Origin of the sequence: Escherichia sp. AM3, assembly GCF_032029835.1 — a bacterium.
In the GTDB taxonomy this organism is placed as follows: domain Bacteria; phylum Pseudomonadota; class Gammaproteobacteria; order Enterobacterales; family Enterobacteriaceae; genus Escherichia; species Escherichia coli.
This window is the reverse complement of sequence record NZ_JAVUPQ010000821.1, coordinates 1-300: the sequence shown is the minus strand read 5'-3', so window position 1 is coordinate 300 and position 300 is coordinate 1. Positions and strand designations below refer to the sequence as shown.

The following is a 300-nucleotide window of genomic DNA, read 5'->3' as shown; positions in this document are numbered from 1 at the left end:
CACCAGCTCTGCTGCGGGCATATGCCAGTTGTTCAAAGCCTGCGCCAGCAGGGACCAGCCGGTTTCACCGAGGTTATCGAACTGCTCAAACGGGCCATTGCTCGCCTGCCACTTGCCGGTAGCATGGCTTACCAGGCGGCTATCAACTTCCGGCTCCATCGCCAGACCCGCCAGTTCATCAGGGGTAATGGGGTCGACAAAATTCGGGAAGGCATTTTTCAGCACAACGGGTTGTTTTTGCCAGTATTTTACAAGAAATTCCGGCCAGTTCAGGTTCAGTTGATACGCCATGGGTAGCAC

Annotated in this window: 1 protein-coding gene; it reads right to left on the bottom strand. The window is 55.0% G+C overall.

What is annotated here, in order from left to right; all coding sequences use genetic code 11:
- On the bottom strand, positions 1 to 291 hold a 291-nt coding region (locus RTW80_RS28545; protein WP_409415335.1), incomplete at its 3' end, for a cupin domain-containing protein.
- Between the last annotated feature and the right edge of the window lie 9 nt (positions 292 to 300).